Source organism: Stenotrophomonas sp. FR012 (genome assembly GCF_047520565.2).
In the GTDB taxonomy this organism is placed as follows: Bacteria; Pseudomonadota; Gammaproteobacteria; order Xanthomonadales; family Xanthomonadaceae; genus Stenotrophomonas; species Stenotrophomonas sepilia.
In genome coordinates, this window is sequence record NZ_JAXBQL020000001.1 from 111,192 (window position 1) to 126,535 (window position 15,344).

Here is a 15,344-nt window from a genome sequence, read left to right on the forward strand (position 1 = left end):
GCGGAATCAGCTGTTTCCTAAAATCCCCCGCTGGCCGGTCAGGCCGGAGCCTGCGCGTGGGTACCGTTCAGGCGGCGGAAAAGAGAACCCCCGCCGAAGCGGGGGTCTCCTGTATCGGCGCTGGCCAGGCACTTACAGTGCGCTGCCACCGAACTTGTGGGTGTACTGCAGGTTGATCGTGCGGCCGACGCTGTCGAACCAGGACACGTCGTAGTACGGGTAAGCGGTGTAGGTACGGTCCTTCGGCGGCATCTTGTTGAACACGTTGACCACCGACAGCGACAGGCGCGAGTGGTCGTCGACGCGGTACTGCAGCGAGGCGTTGTAGCGATAGGTCGCCCTCACGTACGGGCTGTCGCCGCTGTCCCAGTCGAACACCTGGTCGTAGCTGTCCGAGGTCGGCAGCTTGCCCAGGCGCGAGCCGTACACCGTTGCCGACCACGCATCCTTCTCCCAGGTCACGCTCAGGCTGGTCTTGGTGCGCGGAATGTCGAAGCCACTGTTGACCGCGAACTGGTCTTCGAAGCGGTCGCCGGGGTAGCGCTGGAAATCATGCTTCTTCACCCAGGTGTGCGTGCCGTTGAAGATGAAATCGCCGATGCCCGTCTGCAGGCGATAACGCAGGCCGGCGTCGATGCCGGAGGTGGATTCGCGGGCGACGTTGATCGGCTCCACGCGCACGCCATACAGGCGTCCGTCGTTGCTGCGGGTGATGCGGGCGAGCGCGTCCACGCAGGTCGGCGAATTGATGTCGGCGCTGCCCAGGCGGCAGTTTGCTTCGTTGGCCAGGAGCGTGCGCACGTCCATGTCCTGCACCTGGTTGCGCATATCGATGTCAAACCAGTCCACCGACAGGTCCAGGCCGATCGCCGGTGACCAGACGAAGCCGGCGCTCCACGAGGTGCTGGTTTCCGGGTCGAGCTGGCGGTTGCCTGTGCGGCTGCGGATCAGGTTGCGCTCGTAATCGGAACAGTCGCTGGCCTCCTCGAGGCGGCAGGTGTACAGATCCTCGGCGCTGGTCTCGTCGTTGCCCGGTCCGGCAAACACATAGTGCAGGTCCGGTGCACGGAATGCGGTGCCGTAGGAGCCGCGCACCAGCAGGGTATCGATCGGGCGCCATTCCAGGCCGCCGCTCCAGGTCGCCTTGCCGATGCTGTGTCCGGAATAGCGGTACTGGTCGTAGCGGCCCGCCACGCTCAGGTTGACCGTGTCGTGCAGCGGCATGCGCAGCTCCGCAGCCGTCGCCCAGCGGTTGCGCGAACCCTTGCCGTCCGAATCCTTCCAGCTGTAGTAGTAGTACCCGGTCGCCAGCGGATCGGGGTTCAGAGAATAGGCCTGCTGGCCCACTTCCACGGTCGCGGCAAACCCGGCATCGCCACCGGGCAGTGCGAACAGTGCTGCGTTGGTCAGGGTGAAGGCGGCGGTTTCCGTGCGCGACTTCGGAGTGTAGGTGGTACGCGCGGCGATCAAGTCGTACTCGGCGCGGGTCAGTGGACGGTACAGGCGTGACGGATCGGCGTTGTAGACCGGGAAACCGTCGTCATCCACGCCCAGCTGCGGGCCGAGGAACAGGTCATTGGCCTTGGCGGCAATGATCTGTGCCCAGCTGATGTGCGACTGGTACTGCGAATGGCTCAACGCCGCTTCGTAATCCCAGTTGCCAATCAGGTTGCCCTTGAAGCCGGTGGTCACGCTGAAGGTCTTCTGAGTGCTGCGCACCATGGCGTTGCGCAGGCCGCCCATTTCCTCGGGCGAGAACTGTCGCTGCCAGAACTCGATCTCGCCAGTGGCTTCGTTGTTGAAGTAGCCCGACTCATCACCGTTGGCATCCATGCGGCCCCACTGGGTGACGTCGCGCATCAGCGACATCGTGTGGTAGCCGAGCTGCACGTCGGCGAACCACTGCTGGCCATTGTCGAAGTCGTAGCTCAGCGACGCGTAGCCGTTGGCGCCGCGGCGCTTGCTGAGGATGGTGCCGTAGCCGATCGAGCTGTCGCTGCCGCAGTAGTAGCCGTACTTCGGGCGGTAGGCACGATAGGTGCTGCCCTGGTTCTGGCCGGACAGCGCTTCGCAGGTGGCGGCGCCCGGGTCCAGGTAGTCATCGTTGTAGTCGGTGCGAAGATAGGCACGGCGCGCGATGCGCGAACCCTCGGTGGGGCCATCCTGGGTCGAGTCCTGGATGTCACGGTCATAGGCCCACAGCGGGGTCTGCGACTGCAGCTCGACGCTGTACACGGCGTTGAAGTTGCCACGGCTGAAACCGCTGGCCAGGCTCATGTCGAACGACTCGCCGCCGCCTTCGCTGGTGGTGCCCATGCGCATGTCGATCGTGGTGCCGTCGGCCTTCTTCTTCAGGATGAAGTTGACCACGCCGGCGATCGCGTCCGAGCCGTAGATGGCCGAGGCGCTGCCGGTCAGTACTTCGATGCGCTCGATCATGCCCAGCGGGATGTTGGAGACATCGGTGAAGTTGCTGCGGCCCTTGAACGGCATCGGGAAATCGGCAATACGCCGACCATTGACCAGCACCAGCGTGTGGTTCGGGCCCAGGCCGCGCAGGTCCACCTGCTGGGCGCCCGGCGAGAAGTCGGCGCCACTGGAAGACTGCTGGCTCTGCGTCTCACCGCCGTTCTGGGTCATTGCACGCAGCACGTCCGGCACGGTGGTGAAGCCACTGGAGCGGATCTGCTCGGCATTGATCACCGTGATCGGAGCGGGGCCTTCCACCTGGGCGCGCGGAATGCGCGAGCCGGTGACCTGCACCGCGTCCAGTTGTTGCACCGAAGAGGAAGCCGGTGCCTGGGCCGCCGCGGAAGCAGCCACGCCCATCAACGCCAGCTGGATCGACCACGCCATCGCCTGTCTACGCATGAGGAATTCTCGGAAATGAAGCCGGCCCGCAGAGGAGGGGCCCTGTCCCCCATTCAGACTTCCGGAATGGGCGCGCGCATTTAACGCCTTTTTCATGTCCTTGACTACTGGGCCCCTATCTGGCAAAGAGTGAAAACGCTTGCAAGTCGATTTTGTTCAGGGAGATCAAGATGCGACGCCTCGACCGGATCCTGCCTGGCCCCTTCGCCTGGCTGGCGCTGCTGGTGCTGGCCTGGCCATTGGCCACGCCCGCGCAGGACCTGCAGGGCCCCGGCTTCGCCTATTACGAAATCGGCGATCTGGAATCCCCGCGTCCCGGTCCGCGCGCGCCCGCCATGATGCTGATGGGCGGTGGCGAGTGGGTGCCGGAGGCCTTCCAGTGGTGGCTGAAGCAGGCCGGCAATGGCCGTGTGCTGATTCTGCGCGCCTCCGGTGGCGACGAACTGCAGGACCGCCTGTACCGCGAGATCGGCGGCACTACCGCAGTGCAGACCCTGGTCTTCGACAGCCGCCGCGGTGCCGATGATCCGGCGGTGCTGCGCGTGGTCGCGGCGGCCGATGCCATCTTCATTGCCGGCGGCGACCAGTCCCGCTATATCCGCTTCTGGAAGGGCACCGCACTCAACCGTGCACTCAACGCCCATGTGCGCGCCGGCAAGCCGATTGCCGGTACCAGCGCTGGCCTGGCCATCCTCGGCGGCTATGCCTATGGCGCCATGGATGGCGGCAGCATCACCTCGGCCGGTGCGCTGGCCGACCCGATGGGCAGTGCCGTGACCCTGGACAGCGGCTTCCTGCAGATGCCCTACCTGCAGCGCGTGGTCACCGACACCCATTTCGACAAGCGTGACCGGCTCGGTCGCCTGATCGTGTTCGTGGCACGTGCCGCCCAGGACAGCGGCGACCCTGACATCGTCGGCATCGGCGTCGATGAGGACACCGCCCTGTGCGTTGAGCCCGATGGCCGGGCCCAGGTCTACAGCGCAGATGGCGAAGGCAAGGTCTGGGTGGTCAGCCCCGGCCGCGACGCCGACCGCCTGGTGGAGGGCGAGCCGCTGCGCTTCCATGCGGTGCCGGTGACGGTGGTCGCCAGCGGCAGCCGCATGCGGCTGGATGATTTCCAGGCCGAGGCCGATTACCAGGCCGTGGCCGACGTCAGCGACGGCGAGATTGAGTTCACGCTTCGGTAGTACCGGCCGCTGGCCGGCAACCCACCTTCCTGATGCGACCGGTGCCGGCCAGCGGCCGGCACTGCCGGTGCAATCCATTCACTACACCTGCTGGAGATGTACCCGATGAAACTGCGCCTGGTGCTGTCCGCGCTGCTGTCCCTGCCGTTGCTTGCCCAGGCCGCCCCGGCCGCCTCGCCGTTGCTGGTCATCCACGGCGGTGCCGGTGTCGAGCGCAAGGACCTGTCGCCGGCTGAAGAGAAGGCTGCGCGCGACGCGTTGCGCGCGGCGCTGCTGAAGGGCCATGCCGAACTGGCGGCCGGTCGCCCGGCGCTTGCAGCCGTCACTGCGGCAATCACCGTGCTGGAGGACGATCCGACCTTCAACGCCGGCAAGGGCGCGGTGTTCACCCATGACGGCCACAACGAACTGGATGCCGCAGTGATGGATGGCGCCACCCTGGCTGCAGGTGCGGTGGCCGGCGTGCAGCGGGTGCGCAACCCGATCCTGCTGGCCCAGGCCGTGATGCAGAAGTCCAGGCACGTGATGATGGTCGGGCAGGGTGCCGAGGCATTCGCGGTGGAGCAGGGCATCGGCCTTGTAGATCCATCCTACTTCCGTACCGACAAGCGCTGGCAGCAACTGCAGCGCGCATTGAAGGAAGAGGCCAGTGGCCAGGCGCACGCCGACCTGGAGACCGCAAGGCACTTCGGCACGGTGGGCGCGGTTGCCTTGGATGCGCAGGGGCAGCTTGCCGCCGGCACCTCCACCGGTGGCATGACCAACAAGCGCTATGGCCGTGTGGGTGATTCGCCGATCATCGGCGCCGGTACCTGGGCCGACGCGGGCTGCGCGGTATCGGGCACCGGCTGGGGCGAGTACTACATCCGGACTGCGGCCGCGCACGAGATCTGTGCGCGCATGCGCTACCAGCGGCAGACGCCGGAGCAGGCCGGCAGGGGCGTGATCAACGAGATGATTCCGAAGATGGGCGGCGACGGCGGCGCGATCGTGCTTGCCGCAGACGGAAAAATGGCCATGCCGTTCAACACCCGGGGCATGTATCGGGGCTGGATCGGCGCCGATGGCGTCCCCCATGTCGCAATTTTCGCCAGCGAGACCCTGTCGGTCCCTGGGCAATAACCTTGCGTATCAATGGGTTTGCGACAACGTGTGAAAAAGATGGAAAAAAGCGTTGACAGCCCCCCGCCTGATCAGCAGAATAAGCGGCTCACCACCACACACCGCAACGCTTCGGCGGCAACGGGTTGGGGTGGTAAGGAGGGATACCCAAGCGGCCAACGGGGGCAGACTGTAAATCTGCTGGCTTACGCCTTCGGTGGTTCGAATCCACCTCCCTCCACCAGTTTCACGTTGTGACATTCCCGGCGCGGGAGTAGTTCAATGGTAGAACCTCAGCCTTCCAAGCTGATGGTGCGGGTTCGATTCCCGTCTCCCGCTCCATTGAATGAACTTTGAATATTATCGAGTTCATGTCATAATGCAAAACTCGGCTCACGTAGCTCAGTCGGTAGAGCACTTCCTTGGTAAGGAAGAGGTCGAAGGTTCGATTCCTTTCGTGAGCACCATCTTAAGCATCACCTCTCAGACGAATTCGAGATAAGCAGCCATGGCCAAGGGTAAGTTCGAGCGCACCAAGCCGCACGTCAACGTCGGCACCATCGGTCACGTCGACCACGGCAAGACCACGCTGACCGCCGCACTGACCAAGATCGGTGCCGAGCGCTTCGGTGGCGAGTTCAAGGACTACTCCTCGATCGACGCCGCGCCGGAAGAAAAGGCGCGTGGCATCACGATCTCGACCGCGCACGTCGAATACGAATCCCCGACCCGTCACTACGCCCACGTTGACTGCCCGGGCCACGCTGACTACGTCAAGAACATGATCACCGGTGCCGCCCAGATGGACGGCGCGATCCTGGTGTGCTCGGCCGCTGACGGCCCGATGCCGCAGACCCGTGAGCACATCCTGCTGTCGCGCCAGGTCGGCGTGCCGTACATCGTCGTGTTCCTGAACAAGGCCGACATGGTGGACGACGCCGAGCTGCTCGAGCTGGTCGAGATGGAAGTGCGCGAGCTGCTGAGCAAGTACGAGTTCCCGGGCGACGACACCCCGATCATCGCCGGTTCGGCCCGTCTGGCGCTGGAAGGCGACCAGAGCGACATCGGCGTGCCGGCCATCCTGAAGCTGGTCGACGCGCTGGACAGCTGGATTCCGGAGCCGGAGCGTGCGATCGACAAGCCGTTCCTGATGCCGGTGGAAGACGTGTTCTCGATCTCGGGCCGCGGCACCGTGGTGACCGGTCGTATCGAGCGCGGCGTGATCAAGGTTGGCGACGAAATCGAAATCGTCGGCATCCGTCCGGTGCAGAAGACCACCGTGACCGGCGTTGAAATGTTCCGCAAGCTGCTGGACCAGGGTCAGGCAGGCGACAACGCTGGCCTGCTGCTGCGCGGCACCAAGCGTGACGACGTCGAGCGTGGCCAGGTGCTGGCCAAGCCGGGCACGATCAAGCCGCACACCAAGTTCGAAGGCGAAGTGTACGTCCTGTCGAAGGACGAGGGCGGCCGCCACACCCCGTTCTTCAACGGCTACCGTCCGCAGTTCTACTTCCGCACCACCGACATCACCGGCGCCGCCAAGCTGCCGGAAGGCGTCGAAATGGTGATGCCGGGTGACAACGTCAAGATGGAAGTCACCCTGATCAACCCGGTGGCCATGGACGAAGGTCTGCGCTTCGCCATCCGCGAAGGCGGCCGTACCGTCGGCGCCGGCGTGGTCTCGAAGATCATCGAGTAAGCCTGCAGTACCGGTGGTTGCATAGCGCCGCCGGTTACGCGAATGGCGGGCCGGGAACCTCGGTCCGCCTTCGCCGTCTAAGGGAAGGCAAGTTTTCAACGTACGCCAGTAGCTCAATTGGCAGAGCAGCGGTCTCCAAAACCGCAGGTTGGGGGTTCGAGTCCCTCCTGGCGTGCCATCTGCCCACCTTATCCAGCGGCCTGGGCCGCTAAAGCAGACACAGCCGGATGAATAGCAAGATCGAACACTCCAAGGACAACTCCGCCAACGGTGGAGATATCGTCAAGTATGTCGCCGCATCGCTGCTGGTGCTGGCCGGTCTGTTCGTCTGGTTCTGGTTCTCCGCGGACTCCGGTCGCGCCGCCCAGCTGGGTGCGTGGGCGGGTCAGTTGCGTGCATTGGCGGTCGTGGTCGGTCTGGTTGGCGGTATCGGCGTGTTCATGCTGACCGGCAAGGGGCGCGACACCCGCGAATTCCTCTCCGAGTCGCGCTTCGAACTGCGCAAGGTGGTCTGGCCGACGCGCCAGGAAGCCGTCCGCATGACCTGGGTCGTGATCGTCGTGGTGCTCATCCTCAGCCTGCTGCTGGGTGGCTTCGACTTCCTGATCCAGAAACTGACTCAGTGGTTCCTGAGCCGCTAAGGAGAATTGCATGAAGCGTTGGTACGTCGTTCACGCCTATTCGGGCTTCGAGAAGTCGGTGGCGCAGGCTCTGCGCGATCGCATCGTCCGTGATGGCATGGAAGAGCGCTTCGGCGACGTCCTGGTCCCGACCGAGGAAGTGGTCGAGATGCGCGCCGGCCAGAAGCGCCGTTCCGAGCGCAAGTTCTTCCCGGGTTACGTGCTGGTCCAGATCGAGACCCACGAGGAAGCCGGCATTCCGCGCATCGACAACGAAAGCTGGCATCTGGTCAAGGAAACCCCGCGGGTCATGGGCTTCATCGGCGGCACCGCTGATCGCCCGCTGCCGATCGCCGATTCCGAGGCCGAGGCCATCCTGAATCGCGTTCAGGAGGGTGTCGAGAAGCCGCGTCCGAAGGTGCTGTTCGAGCCGGGCCAGATGGTCCGCGTCACCGACGGTCCGTTCAACGATTTCAATGGCGTCGTCGAAGAAGTCAACTACGAGAAGAGCCGTCTGCGCGTCTCGGTGCTGATCTTCGGTCGTGCCACTCCGGTCGAGCTCGAGTTCGGCCAGGTCGAAAAGGCCGTCTGACCTGTGCTGTCGAGTCGAGCCATGCTCGGCTCCGGGGTATGGATGGTGCGGTAGTCGGGCAAGGCTCGACTCTCCAAAGGGAACCGGGCCTGGCCCGGTTCCGTTCGTTTACCTGCCGCTTCAGGCATGTGAAGAAAAAACCTGTTATAGTGCGCGGCTCCCCGCTGGGAAAGCCAGCAGGACGAGGCCGCCGCAAGGTGGCCTTCAGCATGATTTCAAAACGCGATGCCGGGACGCGTGATTCCCGGTCCGATGGGGAGCCTGTTGTCGAAAGGCGCTAGCACCCGGAGAGCACTCACATGGCAAAGAAAGTTGTCGGTTACATCAAGCTGCAGGTGAAGGCCGGTCAGGCCAACCCCTCGCCGCCGGTCGGTCCTGCGCTGGGTCAGCGTGGCCTGAACATCATGGAATTCTGCAAGGCGTTCAACGCTGCCACGCAGAAGCTCGAGCCGGGTCTGCCGGTTCCGGTGATCATCACGGCCTACTCGGACCGTACGTTCACCTTCATCACCAAGAGCACCCCGGCTACCACCCTGCTGAAGAAGGCCGCTGGCATCTCGTCGGGCTCCAAGCGCCCGAACACCGAGAAGGTCGGCAAGGTCACCCGTAAGCAGCTGGAAGAGATCGCCAAGGCGAAGGAACCGGATCTGACTGCCGCCGACCTGGACGCCGCCGTGCGTACCATCGCTGGCTCTGCCCGTTCCATGGGCCTCGTGGTGGAGGGTTAATAAGATGGCACAGACCAAGCGTGAGAAGGCCATCAAGGCCGCCGTCGTTCCGGGCAAGGCATACGCCTTCGAGGACGCGATCAACATCCTGAAGACCGCCACCAAGGCCAAGTTCGTCGAGTCGATCGACGTCGCCGTGCGCCTGGGCGTCGATGCGAAGAAGTCCGACCAGCAGGTCCGTGGCTCCACCGTGCTGCCGGCCGGTACCGGCAAGTCGGTCCGCGTCGCCGTGTTCGCTCCGGCCGGTGCCAAGGCTGACGAAGCCCTGGCTGCTGGCGCCGACGCCGTCGGTATGGATGACCTGGCCGAGAAGATGCAGGCCGGCGATCTGAACTACGATGTCGTCATCGCGACCCCGGACGCCATGCGCGTCGTCGGTAAGCTGGGCACCGTGCTGGGCCCGCGCGGCCTGATGCCGAACCCGAAGGTCGGCACCGTTTCCCCGAACCCGGGTGAAGCCGTGAAGAACGCCAAGTCGGGTCAGGTCCGTTACCGCACCGACAAGGCCGGCATCATCCACTGCACCATCGGCAAGGCCGACTTCGCCGAAGACGCGCTGAAGTCGAACCTGACCGCGCTGCTGCTGGACCTGATCAAGGCCAAGCCGGCCACCTCGAAGGGCACCTACCTGCAGAAGGTTTCGGTCAGCTCGACGATGGGCCCGGGCGTCACCGTCGACCAGTCGTCGCTGACCCTGAAGTAATTGTTTCAAGCGGTCACGGTGCCCCGGGTGCCGTGACCGTGACATTTGAAGGCATCGCTGGCAGTGCATCGCCCGCGGTAGCCGTCAAAGACCGCAGGCGCGGTCGTGGCAATACCGGCGACGGGCATGGAAGCTCGATCTGGCAAGGAGTCGCCGCCGGAGCAGTCAGGAGCGCTTAATCGATTCCCCGGAATCACCCTGCGTAGATGGTGCCCTTCTGGAGTTTTTCTGGTTCACGCACGTCTGGGTTTCCCAGGTTGGCCCACTCCAGGTCTAGAACGGCCCACCCCCGGAACATCATCCCGATGTTCCCGGCGTCCAGGATGGATGCCGCACAGGACCGCACACGGCAGGAGCCGTAAGCGGAGTTCAATAGGAGGAGTGCAATGGCTCTCAATCTGTCCCAGAAGCAAGAAGTAGTCGCCGAGCTGGCAGACGTCGCCGCCAAGGCCCACTCCTTGATCGCAGCCGAATACGCTGGCACCACGGTCGCCCAGATGACCGCGATGCGCAAGCAGGCTCGTGAAACCGGTGTTTTCTTGAAGGTTGTCAAGAACACCCTGGCTTCGCGCGCCGTTGAAGGCACCGAGTTCGCAGTCGCCCAGGACCAGATGGTTGGTCCGCTGCTGTACGCGTTCTCGCTCGAGGAGCCCGGCGCTGCCGGTCGCCTGATCAAGGAAGCCGCCAAGGGCAACGACAAGCTGAAGGCTAAGGTCGTCGCCATCGGTGGTGAAGTGTTCCCGGCGAGCCACGTCGACGTGCTGGCATCGCTGCCGACCCGCGACCAGGCCCTGGCCATGCTGGCCCGCGTCCTGACCGAGCCGGTCACGATGTTTGCCCGCGCCATCAAGGCCGTTGGCGAGAAGCAGGGGGGTGGCGATGTCGCCGCTGACGCTGCCGAGCCGGCCGCCGAGACCGCCTGAGTTTCGACTTACCGTGGTTCCTGACGGAACCTCAATCCAGAAAATCATCCAAAGGTATTAATCATGTCCCTTACCAACGAACAGATCGTCGACGCCATCGCCGAGAAGTCCCTGATGGAAGTGATGGAGCTGGTCAAGGCCATCGAAGAGAAGTTCGGCGTCTCCGCCGCTGCTCCGGTTGCCGTGGCTGCTGCCGCTGGCCCGGCTGCTGCTGTTGAAGAGCAGACCGAATTCGTCGTCACCCTGAAGACTGCCGGCGAGAAGAAGGTCGAAGTCATCAAGGCCGTCCGCGCCATCACCGGCCTGGGCCTGAAGGAAGCGAAGGACCTGGCCGAAGCCGGCGGCGTCCTGAAGGACAACGCTTCGAAGGAAGAAGCCGAGAAGATGAAGAAGGACCTGGAAGCTGCTGGCGCGACTGTCGAAGTCAAGTAAGCAGTTACCTTGCATCGTCACCGATTCGCGGCGATGCAGCCAAGGCTGGGGGCGTAAGCCCCCGGCCTTTGGTCGTTGTTGCGGTGTTGTAGATCCGCGCCATGCGTGGATGTGAAAAAAAAGCAGGAAAAAGCCCAACACGGGCTGCAGTCAAACCCCGGCAGGCCAGCGCCGAGCGCGGCAGCGGGGGAGTGGTAGCAGACGAGTTGGCAGTTGGAAGTAGCGGGAGAAGGCGTGCTGGTGCCGGCAATACCAGCGACTTCCAACTGACAATTTCAAGTTCCCTTCGGATCGTGGGCGCACGATCCGCACAACAAGGTGGAAGACCTCATGACGTCCTATTCGTTCACCGAAAAAAAGCGTATCCGCAAGGATTTCGGCAAGCAGCGCTCGATTCTCGAAGTGCCGTTCCTGCTCGCCATCCAGGTGGATTCCTATCGTGAATTCCTGCAGGAAAACGTCGATCCGGCCAAGCGCACGGACCACGGCCTGCACGCTGCGCTGAAGTCGGTCTTCCCGATCGCCAGCTACAGCGGCAACGCTGCCCTGGAATACGTCGGCTACAAGCTGGGCGAACCGGTCTTCGACGAGCGTGAGTGCCGCCAGCGCGGCATGAGCTACGGCGCCCCGCTGCGCGTGACCGTGCGCCTGGTGATCTACGACCGTGAGTCGTCGACCAAGGCCATCAAGTACGTGAAGGAGCAGGAGGTCTATCTGGGCGAAATCCCGCTGATGACCGAGAACGGCACCTTCATCGTCAACGGCACCGAGCGCGTCATCGTCTCCCAGCTGCACCGCTCGCCGGGCGTGTTCTTCGACCACGACCGTGGCAAGACCCACAGCTCGGGCAAGCTGCTGTACAGCGCCCGCATCATTCCCTACCGCGGCTCCTGGCTGGACTTCGAGTTCGACCCGAAGGACGCGCTGTTCACCCGTATCGACCGCCGCCGCAAGCTGCCGGTGTCGATCCTGCTGCGCGCGCTCGGCTACAGCAACGAAGAGATGCTGGCCGAGTTCTTCGAGATCAACACCTTCCACATCAACCCGGATGAAGGCGTCCAGCTGGAGCTGGTGCCGGAGCGCCTGCGTGGCGAGACCCTGGGCTTCGACCTCGCCGACGGCGACAAGGTCATCGTGGAAGCCGGCAAGCGCATCACCGCGCGTCACATCAAGCAGCTGGAAGCCTCGGGCATTGCCGCCCTGGCCGTGCCGGACGACTACATCGTCGGCCGCATCCTGTCGCACGACGTGGTCGATGCCTCGACCGGCGAACTGCTGGCCCAGGCCAACGACGAGATCACGGACGAGCAGCTGCAGGCCTTCCGCAAGGCCGGTGTGGATGCCGTGGGCACCCTGTGGGTGAACGACCTGGATCGTGGCCCGTACCTGTCCAACACCCTGCGTATCGACCCGACCAAGACCCAGCTGGAAGCCCTGGTCGAGATCTACCGCATGATGCGTCCGGGCGAGCCGCCGACCAAGGATGCCGCGCAGAACCTGTTCCACAACCTGTTCTTCACCTTCGAGCGCTACGACCTGTCCGCGGTCGGCCGCATGAAGTTCAACCGTCGCGTGGGCCGCAAGGAAACCACCGGCGAAGCCGTGCTGTACGACAGCAAGTACTTCGGCGAGCGCAACGACGAAGAGTCCAAGCGCCTGGTCGCTGCCCACGGCGAAAGCTCCGACATCCTGGACGTGATCAAGGTCCTGACCGAGATCCGCAACGGTCGCGGCGTGGTCGACGACATCGATCACCTGGGCAACCGTCGCGTGCGTTCGGTCGGCGAAATGGCCGAGAACGTGTTCCGCGTCGGCCTGGTCCGCGTCGAGCGTGCGGTCAAGGAGCGCCTGTCGATGGCCGAGTCGGAAGGCCTGACCCCGCAGGAACTGATCAACGCCAAGCCGGTCGCCGCTGCCATCAAGGAGTTCTTCGGCTCCTCGCAGCTGTCGCAGTTCATGGACCAGAACAACCCGCTGTCGGAAGTGACCCACAAGCGTCGCGTCTCGGCCCTGGGCCCGGGCGGCCTGACCCGTGAGCGCGCCGGCTTCGAAGTGCGCGACGTGCACCCGACCCATTACGGCCGCGTCTGCACCATCGAAACCCCGGAAGGCCCGAACATCGGCCTGATCAACTCGCTGGCCGTGTACGCCCGCACCAACAAGTACGGTTTCCTCGAGACCCCGTACCGCAAGGTCGTGGACGGCAAGGTCTATGACGAAGTCGAGTTCCTGTCGGCCATTGAAGAGAACGAGTACGTCATTGCGCAGGCCAACGCGCTGACCGACGCCAAGGGCACCCTGACCGAGCAGTTCGTTCCGTGCCGCTTCCAGGGCGAATCGCTGCTGAAGCCGCCGGCGGAAGTCCACTTCATGGACGTTTCGCCGATGCAGACCGTCTCTATCGCGGCCGCGCTGGTTCCGTTCCTGGAGCACGATGACGCGAACCGCGCACTGATGGGCGCCAACATGCAGCGTCAGGCCGTGCCGACCCTGCGTTCGCAGAAGCCGCTGGTCGGCACCGGCATCGAGCGCGCCGTGGCGCGTGACTCGGGTGTGACCGTGAACGCCCGTCGTGGTGGTGAGATCGTGCAGATCGACGCGGCCCGCATCGTGGTCAAGGTCAACGAGGAAGAGATCGTTGGCGCCACCGACGCCGGCGTGGACATCTACAACCTGGTCAAGTACACCCGGTCGAACCAGAACACCTGCATCAACCAGCGTCCGCTGGTCCAGGTGGGTGACGTCATCGCCCGCGGCGACGTGCTGGCCGACGGTCCGTCCACCGACATCGGCGAGCTGGCCCTGGGCCAGAACATGCTGATCGCGTTCATGCCGTGGAACGGCTACAACTTCGAAGACTCCATCCTGCTCTCCGAGCGCGTGGTGGAAGAGGATCGCTACACCACGATCCACATCGAAGAGCTGACCTGCGTCGCGCGTGACACCAAGCTGGGGCCGGAGGAAATCTCCGCCGACATCCCGAACGTCTCCGAGCAGGCGCTGAACCGCCTGGACGAGAGCGGCGTGGTGTACATCGGTGCAGAAGTGCGCGCTGGCGACATCCTGGTCGGCAAGGTCACCCCGAAGGGCGAAAGCCAGCTGACCCCGGAAGAGAAGCTGCTGCGCGCGATCTTCGGCGAGAAGGCTTCGGACGTTAAGGACAGCTCGCTGCGCGTTCCGCCGGGCATGGACGGCACCGTCATCGACGTGCAGGTCTTCACCCGCGACGGCATCGAGAAGGACAAGCGCGCGCGCCAGATCGAAGAGTCCGAAATCAAGCGCGTCAAGAAGGACTTCGATGACCAGTTCCGCATCCTGGAAGCGGCCATCTACATGCGTCTGCGTTCGCAGATCGTGGGCAAGGTGGTCAATGGTGGTGCTGGCCTGAAGAAGGGTGACGTGATCACCGACGCCTTCCTCGACGGCCTGAAGAAGTCTGACTGGTTCGCCCTGCGCATGAAGGACGAGGACGCCTCGGAAGCCATCGAGCGCGCCCAGAAGCAGATCCAGGCGCACGAGAAGGAATTCGAGCGTCGCTTCGCCGACAAGCGCGGCAAGATCACCGCGGGCGACGACCTCGCCCCAGGCGTGCTGAAGATGGTCAAGGTGTTCCTGGCGGTGAAGCGCCGCATCCAGCCGGGTGACAAGATGGCAGGCCGCCACGGCAACAAGGGTGTGGTGTCCAACGTGGTGCCGGTCGAGGACATGCCGTACATGGCCTCGGGCGAGACCGTGGACATCGTGCTGAACCCGCTGGGCGTGCCGTCGCGTATGAACATCGGCCAGATCCTGGAAGTGCACCTGGGCTGGGCCGCCAAGGGTCTGGGTCGCAAGATCCAGGCGATGCTGGAAGCCCAGGCGGCGGTCGCCGACCTGCGCAAGTTCCTGGACGACATCTACAACCACGACGACACCAACGTGGCCAACCGTGTCGACCTGTCGCAGTTCAGCGACGAGGAGCTGCTGCGCCTGGCCCGCAACCTGACCGACGGCGTGCCGATGGCCACCCCGGTGTTCGACGGCGCCACCGAAGCGGAAATCAAGCGCATGCTGGAACTGGCCGACCTGCCGAGCAGTGGCCAGACCCAGCTGTACGACGGCCGCACCGGTGAAGCCTTCGACCGCCATACCACCGTCGGTTACATGCACTACCTGAAGCTGAACCACCTGGTCGACGACAAGATGCACGCCCGTTCGACCGGTCCGTACTCGCTCGTCACCCAGCAGCCGCTGGGCGGCAAGGCGCAGTTCGGCGGCCAGCGCTTCGGTGAAATGGAAGTCTGGGCGCTGGAAGCCTACGGCGCGGCCTACACCCTGCAGGAAATGCTGACGGTGAAGTCCGATGACGTGCAGGGCCGCAACCAGATGTACAAGAACATCGTCGACGGCGAGCACGAGATGGTCGCGGGCATGCCGGAATCCTTCAACGTGCTCGTGAAGGAAATCCGCTCGCTGGCCATCAACATGGAACTGGAAGACAACTGA

General features: G+C 64.1%; 11 protein-coding genes and 4 tRNA genes. 14 read left to right on the forward strand and 1 reads right to left on the reverse strand.

Features of this window, described 5'->3' with window-relative positions:
- Positions 1-132: 132 nt before the first annotated feature.
- Positions 133-2,871 carry a TonB-dependent receptor plug domain-containing protein gene (locus tag ACM0O9_RS00505; RefSeq protein WP_414604071.1) on the reverse strand — a complete coding sequence of 913 codons (2,739 nt, stop codon included), beginning with the start codon at positions 2,869-2,871 and terminating at the stop codon, positions 133-135.
- Between the two features lie 170 nt (positions 2,872-3,041).
- Here ACM0O9_RS00505 and ACM0O9_RS00510 point away from each other — a divergent pair, with 170 nt between their 5' ends.
- The 14 genes from ACM0O9_RS00510 to rpoB all read left to right on the forward strand — a co-directional run bounded on the left by ACM0O9_RS00510 (position 3,042) and on the right by rpoB (position 15,344).
- The gene (locus tag ACM0O9_RS00510) at positions 3,042-4,061 is read left to right on the forward strand and encodes a cyanophycinase (protein ID WP_095377075.1); all 1,020 of its coding nucleotides are present in this window, start codon (positions 3,042-3,044) and stop codon (positions 4,059-4,061) included.
- A gap of 105 nt (positions 4,062-4,166) precedes the next feature.
- Entirely contained in the window at positions 4,167-5,183 is a 1,017-nt protein-coding gene (locus tag ACM0O9_RS00515; protein WP_139726761.1) for an isoaspartyl peptidase/L-asparaginase family protein, read from the forward strand.
- A gap of 137 nt (positions 5,184-5,320) precedes the next feature.
- Positions 5,321-5,406: transfer RNA gene (locus ACM0O9_RS00520), tRNA-Tyr, on the forward strand.
- 24 nt (positions 5,407-5,430) lie between these two features.
- Positions 5,431-5,504, forward strand: a tRNA-Gly gene (locus ACM0O9_RS00525).
- A gap of 49 nt (positions 5,505-5,553) precedes the next feature.
- Positions 5,554-5,629: transfer RNA gene (locus ACM0O9_RS00530), tRNA-Thr, on the forward strand.
- A gap of 41 nt (positions 5,630-5,670) precedes the next feature.
- Positions 5,671-6,861 carry an elongation factor Tu gene (gene tuf, locus ACM0O9_RS00535; protein WP_065178958.1) on the forward strand — a complete coding sequence of 397 codons (1,191 nt, stop codon included), beginning with the start codon at positions 5,671-5,673 and terminating at the stop codon, positions 6,859-6,861.
- A gap of 102 nt (positions 6,862-6,963) precedes the next feature.
- Positions 6,964-7,039, forward strand: a tRNA-Trp gene (locus ACM0O9_RS00540).
- A 49-nt stretch (positions 7,040-7,088) separates the two neighbouring features.
- Complete coding sequence (gene secE, locus ACM0O9_RS00545; RefSeq protein ID WP_004145202.1) at positions 7,089-7,502, forward strand: preprotein translocase subunit SecE; 414 nt, start codon at positions 7,089-7,091, stop codon at positions 7,500-7,502.
- A gap of 10 nt (positions 7,503-7,512) precedes the next feature.
- Positions 7,513-8,073, forward strand: coding sequence for a transcription termination/antitermination protein NusG (nusG, locus tag ACM0O9_RS00550; protein WP_004154362.1), 561 nt, complete (start codon positions 7,513-7,515; stop codon positions 8,071-8,073).
- Positions 8,074-8,372: 299 nt separating this feature from the next.
- Positions 8,373-8,801 (forward strand): 50S ribosomal protein L11, encoded by a 429-nt coding sequence (gene rplK / locus ACM0O9_RS00555; protein WP_004145248.1) that lies wholly within the window; start codon positions 8,373-8,375, stop codon positions 8,799-8,801.
- Positions 8,802-8,805: 4 nt separating this feature from the next.
- Positions 8,806-9,504 carry a 50S ribosomal protein L1 gene (gene rplA, locus ACM0O9_RS00560; RefSeq protein WP_005415407.1) on the forward strand — a complete coding sequence of 233 codons (699 nt, stop codon included), beginning with the start codon at positions 8,806-8,808 and terminating at the stop codon, positions 9,502-9,504.
- Positions 9,505-9,890: 386 nt separating this feature from the next.
- Positions 9,891-10,427, forward strand: coding sequence for a 50S ribosomal protein L10 (gene rplJ / locus ACM0O9_RS00565; RefSeq protein WP_005408203.1), 537 nt, complete (start codon positions 9,891-9,893; stop codon positions 10,425-10,427).
- Positions 10,428-10,490: 63 nt separating this feature from the next.
- On the forward strand, positions 10,491-10,859 hold the full coding sequence (gene rplL / locus ACM0O9_RS00570) for a 50S ribosomal protein L7/L12 (RefSeq protein ID WP_005415408.1): 369 nt from the start codon (positions 10,491-10,493) through the stop codon (positions 10,857-10,859).
- A gap of 330 nt (positions 10,860-11,189) precedes the next feature.
- A complete protein-coding gene (gene rpoB / locus ACM0O9_RS00575; protein ID WP_005415409.1) occupies positions 11,190-15,344 on the forward strand; it encodes a DNA-directed RNA polymerase subunit beta in 4,155 nt (1,384 codons plus the stop codon).